Here is a 7057-nt window from a genome sequence, read left to right on the forward strand (position 1 = left end):
GAAATTTTTCAGGAGAAATAAACGGAGGATTCAATTTTATCAGTTTTCTTTTTCAAATTGAAGTTCCTGAATATAGGTTACGTTGTCAATATCCTTGCAAAGGATATAGGTTCTGAATTTTCCGGTAGTAGCCTGCAGATAACCGATGACATACTGAAGGCCTTTGGAGGAAGAGCTTTTATGTTTGATAACAAAGCTGACAGGAGGATTTTCATTGAAAAAATCTCTCAACAGAAGTTCAGCCTGTGCTTTACTGTAAATATTTTCGGTATTGTTGATTTTGAGCTCAACCCTCGCGCTGAAGTATTTTGCTATTTCCCGTGAATTACCGGATTTGATGGCAAGAGCAATTTCATCAAAAATATCCGCCAGAACTATAATACTTATGGTACTAAGTATTAAAAAGGGAATAATTAATCTGAATTTGTTGACTCTCATTTTTGAATTATAGCTGAATAATTACCAAAATTATGCCAGCAAAAGTATTGAAAAAGTTTCATTTTCATAAGCTTAAGTCATCATCTGGTTTTTCCGGGCAATCACAAAAACGTTGGTGGCCAGAAACGGATTGGAAGTAGTGGGTTTCCTGAAGACAAATTTTTTCATAAAACGCTTGAATATACTATCTTTCAGTACATCAAGGGGTGCAGTAATGAGGCAGGAATATTCCACGGTGAAGTGATGTTTTTGCAAAAGTTTTATCATTCTTTTACGGGTATAGATTCTGGCATTGGCCCATTTTTCATGACATTTTCGGGGCAGCCAGGAGAAAAAGGGAACCCTGTTCCAGGGGAGAAAAGGGAGATGGGCGCCATGGGTTTCAAAAATCCACCATTTGTGAGGAACGGTAACAGCGAGCAGTCCTCCCGGTTTTAACATTCTGTACAGTTGCGAAACGCTGTTTTCATCCCTGAGGTGTTCGATGACCTCGAAGCAGACTATCCGGTCGTATTGTTCTGTAACCTCTTCTTTTTCAATATCCTTTATGATAAATTCGCAGTTGGTGCAATTTCTTTCAAGAGCCGTCTGCCTGAAGACTGTTTCATTTTCAGGAAACAGGTCGATGCCGGTGCAAAAGCGAAAATCGTCATTGAGGAGAAAAACAGTATTCCCGTTTCCGCAGCCCACATCTGCCAGATGGAGGTCTTTCCCTGTGAATCCGGGAAATTGTTTCAGCAGCTTAATCCTGATCCGGACAAAAGAATCATTGAAATCGGCTGGCAGGCCTACATAATGTCCGTCTCTGAATCGTGTTTTATCAACCAGTGACATGGCTGGATGAAATCAGTTTTTCTTTGCCGGAACGACAGGCCCGAAAACTTCCCTGAAAAGGGCATAAAAGAGTAACAACCCGATAATGACGGAAAAGATGAGCGAAATATTTTCACCCGTATAGTATGACCTTGGTTCAAATTTGAAAACAATTTCATGTTCCCCTTCCGGAACAATCATGGCACGCAGGATATAATTCACCCTGAAATGGGGGACTTTTTTCCCGTCCAGATAGGCATTCCAGCCTTTATCGTAATAAACCTCTGAAAATACTGCCAGATGGGCTTTGTCGGACACTGTCAGGTATTTCAGTTCATGGGGTTTATATCCGTTGAAATTAATCACATCGTTTGAATCGGCAGGGTAAACGTGGGTTTTGAGCATATCCGCAAATCTTTTATCCACCACAGCGGTTTTTCTGAGATCGAAATGGTCGAGGGTGTCAATTTCTTCATCGGCATTGTTGACCAAAACGAAAGTGTCGGCAAACCAGCAATTGCCATATCTGCCGGCATTGGGAATGACTCCGCTGGCTTCATTGCTGACAATGTAATATTTGGTATTCATCATATTAAGGGTAGGAGTGAGCTGAAAATCAGGAAATCCTGACTGATTAAGGCTCTTGGCAAAGCGGTCTATTTCGTTGGTGAAATGCCGTTCAATCATTTCCTGATACCTTACCATCTTGGCACCATGGTAACCTCCGATGAGTTTGTGATAATAGGCTCTTGAACAATCAGCCCATGGATTGTTGGTGAGGTCGAGGACACGATAGTGCGGATCGGGGTCCTGAAGAACAGACATATCGGCAGGCGTAAGTTCCACAAAGGCTTTGTTGGCGCGGGGTTTTCTGACAAAGTCATCGCTGTTGAAATATCTTCTGTCAACTCCCCACATATCAACCAGCACGATAAGGGCTAAAATCCCATATACATGATTGGTTTTCAGTTTTTCTTTCAGCCAGAAAAAGAGGGTGGCAGCAGCAATCAGAACAAAGACAAAGGAGCGTAAAGCATCGGTTTTGAGGAGGCGGGCACGGTCTTCTCGAAGCACGTCCACAGGCCATCCGTTTTTCTGAAGGGTTTCATCAATGCTTGCCACAAAATCAAACAGTGCACCACCGAAAAGTGCGAAAAACAAAGTCAATCCTCCTACTCCGTAAAAGCTGTATTTCAATGCTTTAAGAAAATCTTCCCTTTTTGTTTTCCCATTTAAAAACTCAGTAACAGCCATGCCTGAAAGTATGGGAACCATCAGGCCTACCATGAGTAAAAAGGTCATGGGCACCCGGAATTTATTAAAGAGCGGAAAATAATCAAAAAAGAGGTTGTTTAAAGCCGGGAAATTTTCTCCCCATGCGAGCATCAGCGACAGTAATACTGAGCTGAAAATCCACCACTTATAACGATGTTTGACGACAAACATCCCAAGTACAAACAGAAAGATGACGATGGCTCCGATGTAAATAGGCCCGGCAGTGGTCTGAAGAGTACCCCAGTAAGTAGGAATTTGTTTGAGCTGTTGCCTTGACAGGCCATATTTTGCCATTTTGGAATTTTCCCCAAGTTTTTCTACAGAGGATCCTCCGGCAAAGTAAGGAATCAGCAAGGTAAAACTTTCCCTGACACCGTAACTCCAGCTAAAGGCATAGTCTTTTTCGAGCCCCTTGCCTGTATTGCTTTTAGAACTGAGTTCCGAGCCCCCGCGCATGGTATAATCCGTGTATTCACGGGTTACCCATAAGGCCGTAATATTTACCCCGACTGCCAGTATTAGGGCGATTGCCAACACACCGATTTGTTTTAAAAATGAAAGTAAAGCCTTGTTTTTAACAACATAAATCAGTTCGACAATCATCAGAATCATCAGCATCATGAAGGTATAATAGGTAATCTGGTAGTGGTTGGCCCTGATTTGGAGGGCAAGCGCCAGTGTGGTAACGACAAGACCCCAGAACAGCTTGTTTTTTAGGGTCAGAATAACACCTGCCAGAATCAGTGGGGCAAGGCCTACCGCAAGTGCTTTGGTCAGGTGACCCGCTTCGACATTGATAAAGTTATAAGACCCAAATGCAAAGGCAAGGGCAGTGATAAACGAAACGGGTACACTGCTACCCAGCACCAGCATCAAAATATAGAAGCAGATAAAATAGACAAAAATATAACTGAGCGGCTCAGGCAAATAAAGTCTGATGGTGTAAATCAGATAAGAGGCAATGTTTTTGGGATAAATAATCCAGATCATATAGTTGGGCATGCCTCCGAAAATGGCATTGGTCCAGAGAGGAAATTCTCCTGTTTTCTTGTAATAATCGTAAGTTTCTTTCTGCATGCTTTTCGCCATTACTATATCGTGCTGCCGCAGGGTTTTCCCTTCAAAAACAGGTGAAAAATAGATGGAAATGATGGCCAGAAATACCACAATGGCAATCAGATGAGGTAAAAGTTTTTTGAAATCAGCTTTATTCTTCATGATTATGTTTGAAAATGGTTAATAAAACATTTCTTTCAGGCTTGCGAAATTAAAGTTTTCATAAGGACAGTAAAAATGATTAATAGACACCGGGGAATTAACAAAGTAGGCAGTAGGCAGTTTTCAGCAGGCATGAAAAAACGCGGAATACAGAAAAATATAAATCGCAAATCCTAAATCCAAAATCGCAAATCGGAACGTAGAACATGTAACATAATCATCCTGTTAACAATATCACTTTGGTATCTGACTCACCCCCGGCCCCTCTCTTTCAAAAAGAGAGGGGAGCTAATGGCATTTTCGGATTTTAAGATTGTATCATAAAACAAAAAATCGACACACATCAAGTCCCGCAGGGACGATCTTATGGTAACACTAACAAAATTAAAGAGCCAAGTCCCGTAGGGACGGCCTGATAATTTTCGCCACCTTCAATTTCTCACTTCTGCAATAATGAATATCTTCAGACATAGCCGGTAATAACGCTGGCTGATACAAAATGACCATGCCTGTTACTTGTAGAGTACAGCAAGCAACCAGCAATTATTTAAAAGTAATCAGCAGGCATGAAAATTCCGCGACACTGAACGCATCACCCATCACCCATTACTCATCACTCATCACCCACCACCGGACTCTTTGCCATATCAACCGGCAGGACATAATTTTGCAGAAAATAAAAAATGATGAAAAAAGCTTTTTATACAATAGTATTGTTATTGCTGGCAGTTGCCTGTTCCAATTACGGGGAAAAACTTGAATTTAACAAGGGACAGCTTTATTATACGGAAAATGTGAGTAGTGAAGATGCACAGAAACTGGGTGAATATCTTGTAAAAGTTGGTTTTTTCGATGGGAATCCGAAAACCGTTCAGCTCGACAGGCGAAACGACACTTTTCTCTTTCGCATGGTGGTAAAAAAAGAAAAGCAGGACGACAGCAACAGTGTGGTTTTACTTAAGCTTTTTGCCATGAAAATATCGGGTGAAGTTTTCAACGGGAGCCCTGTAAATGCTTATATTTGTGATGACAGGTTGAAAACGGTCAGAGAAATTCGCTACGAGGGTTTTGGGAAAAGAATCAGGATTAAGAACGGGGATCTATATTATACGATGAATGTAGAGGAAGCCGAGGCTCAGAAACTTGCTGATTTCCTGCTTAAAAATCAGTTTTATGGAGACGAGGAAAAATCGGTTCTGATAGACAGAACAGACGGTATTTATCAGTTTAAAATGGTCGTAAAACCGGAATTTCTTGAAAATCCGGGATATGCAGTTCTTGCACAGGCATTTGGATTGAATTTATCGCAATTGGTTTTTGACAACCAGCCGGTTGAAATTCATTTTTGCGACAGCGAAATGAATACAATTAAAATACTAAAGTCGAATTGACTATTTGCTTTTCAGTATTTTAGCCATCGTTTTGCCAATGTCGGCAGGTGATTCCACAACGTGAATGCCACATTCGCTCATGATTTTCATTTTTGCGGCAGCGGTATCATCTTTTCCGCCAATGATAGCACCTGCATGACCCATCCTGCGGCCTTTGGGGGCTGTTTGTCCGGCAATAAAACCAACCACAGGTTTTGTTGCATTTTCTTTGATCCAGTAAGCAGCTTCGGTTTCCATGGTCCCGCCAATTTCACCTATCATGATGATTCCTTCAGTTTCAGGATCATTCATCAGCAGTTTTACGGCTTCGAGGGTAGAGGTTCCGATAATCGGATCACCACCAATACCTATACAGGTTGATTGACCCATCCCTTCCCGTGTAACCTGATTAACGGCTTCATAAGTAAGGGTACCACTTCTCGAAATAATGCCCACACTGCCTTTGCGGTGGATAAAGCCCGGCATGATACCTACTTTTGCCTCTTCCGGAGTGATGACGCCCGGACAGTTTGGCCCGATCAGCCGACAGTTTTTACCTTTCAGGTATTCGTTTACCGTGACCATATCTTTTACAGGAATGCCTTCCGTTATGGCAACAATCACCTCAATCCCGGCATCAGCAGCTTCCATAATGGCATCAGCTGCAAAAGGTGCTGGTACAAAAATCACTGAAACATTTGCCCCTGTTGATTTTACAGCTTGTTCAACCGTATCAAATACCGGCAGACCGAGGTGCTCGCTTCCGCCTTTGCCCGGAGTAACTCCCCCCACTACATTTGTTCCGTATTCTATCATTTGTGTGGCATGGAAGGTTCCTTCACTTCCTGTAAATCCCTGAACGATTACCCGGGAATTTTTGTTGACTAAAACACTCATTGTCGTTGATATTCGATTATTTGATTTTGTGCAAAGGTACTTATTCGGTAATTAATATGACATTTTTGTTTTTGAAAACAATTTCAGCATTTTACCTTTGCATGGATATTATTTATGGATTCAAAATCAGGCATTATTATCAAATCAACCGGTAGCTGGTATCATGTGATGGATAAAGAAGGACTGGTTTACAAATGTAAACTGAGAGGGAAATTCCGGCTGAAAAACCTGAAAGCAACTAATCCGCTTACTGTGGGCGATAGGGTAACATTTCACTGGGATGCTAAGCTGGCTTCAGGGGTAATTGATGAACTGGAAGAGCGGAAAAATTATATTGCCCGAAAATCTTCCAATCTCTCCCGTCAATATCACATCATTGCCGCTAACCTCGACCTTGTCCTGATTACGGCTTCAGTTGTCCGCCCGCAGGTTAGCCCCGGGTTTATTGACCGTTATCTGGTCATTGCAGAAGCCCATGAAATAAAACCTGTTATCATTTTCAACAAAACCGACCTTGCCTTAGAGGGAGAAGCGGCTGACAGGCTTCAGCGTCTGGCAGAGATTTACGGTTCCCTTGGTTATGAGATTTGGCAGGTCTCGGCTAAAACGGGTGAAAATCTTCAGGAACTAAAGTCAAGGATTCATGGGAAGGTTAGCCTGATATCCGGACAGTCGGGTGTCGGAAAAAGCACCCTTTTAAATAAATTCAATCCTTCACTGAATCTGAAAACATGGCAGATTTCTGATTTTACAGGAAAAGGTCAACATGTAACCACCTTTTACGAAATGCATCCGGTAGATGACGATACTTTTGTCATTGATTCTCCGGGTCTGAGGGAGCTTGGATTGTTCGAATTTGAACCTTTTGAAATCAGCCTGTTTTATCCTGAGATGAAGAAAGTATCAGGTGCTTGCCGGTTTAACACCTGTTTGCATCTGGCAGAGCCCGGCTGTGCTGTCAGACAGGCTTTTGAAAACAATGAAATTTATCCTGAGCGATACCAGAGTTATCTGAAAATTATTGAGGATTTCAAAGATGAAAAACC

6 protein-coding genes are annotated in these 7057 nt (G+C 42.0%); 2 read left to right on the top strand and 4 right to left on the bottom strand.

The window, feature by feature from the left end; genetic code table 11:
• Positions 1-39: 39 nt before the first annotated feature.
• From GX437_03795 to GX437_03805, 3 genes are all read right to left on the bottom strand, one after another.
• Positions 40-438 carry a DUF4783 domain-containing protein gene (locus GX437_03795; protein NLJ06776.1) on the bottom strand — a complete coding sequence of 133 codons (399 nt, stop codon included), beginning with the start codon at positions 436-438 and terminating at the stop codon, positions 40-42.
• A gap of 72 nt (positions 439-510) precedes the next feature.
• Positions 511-1272, bottom strand: coding sequence for a class I SAM-dependent methyltransferase (locus GX437_03800; protein NLJ06777.1), 762 nt, complete (start codon positions 1270-1272; stop codon positions 511-513).
• 12 nt (positions 1273-1284) lie between these two features.
• The gene (locus GX437_03805; GenBank protein NLJ06778.1) at positions 1285-3744 is read right to left on the bottom strand and encodes a YfhO family protein; all 2460 of its coding nucleotides are present in this window, start codon (positions 3742-3744) and stop codon (positions 1285-1287) included.
• 683 nt (positions 3745-4427) lie between these two features.
• On the opposite strand from GX437_03805, the gene GX437_03810 reads away from it, so the two are divergent.
• On the top strand, positions 4428-5135 hold the full coding sequence (locus GX437_03810) for a hypothetical protein (GenBank protein ID NLJ06779.1): 708 nt from the start codon (positions 4428-4430) through the stop codon (positions 5133-5135).
• Here the strand turns inward: GX437_03810 and sucD are convergent, their stop codons facing one another.
• Entirely contained in the window at positions 5136-6011 is an 876-nt protein-coding gene (sucD, locus tag GX437_03815; GenBank protein ID NLJ06780.1) for a succinate--CoA ligase subunit alpha, read from the bottom strand.
• Positions 6012-6125: 114 nt separating this feature from the next.
• Between sucD and rsgA the strand changes: the two genes are divergently transcribed.
• A partial coding sequence (gene rsgA, locus GX437_03820; protein NLJ06781.1) for a ribosome small subunit-dependent GTPase A occupies positions 6126-7057 on the top strand: 932 nt, incomplete at its 3' end.

This window comes from Sphingobacteriales bacterium, assembly GCA_012517435.1.
Lineage (GTDB): Bacteria > Bacteroidota > Bacteroidia > CAILMK01 > JAAYUY01 > JAAYUY01.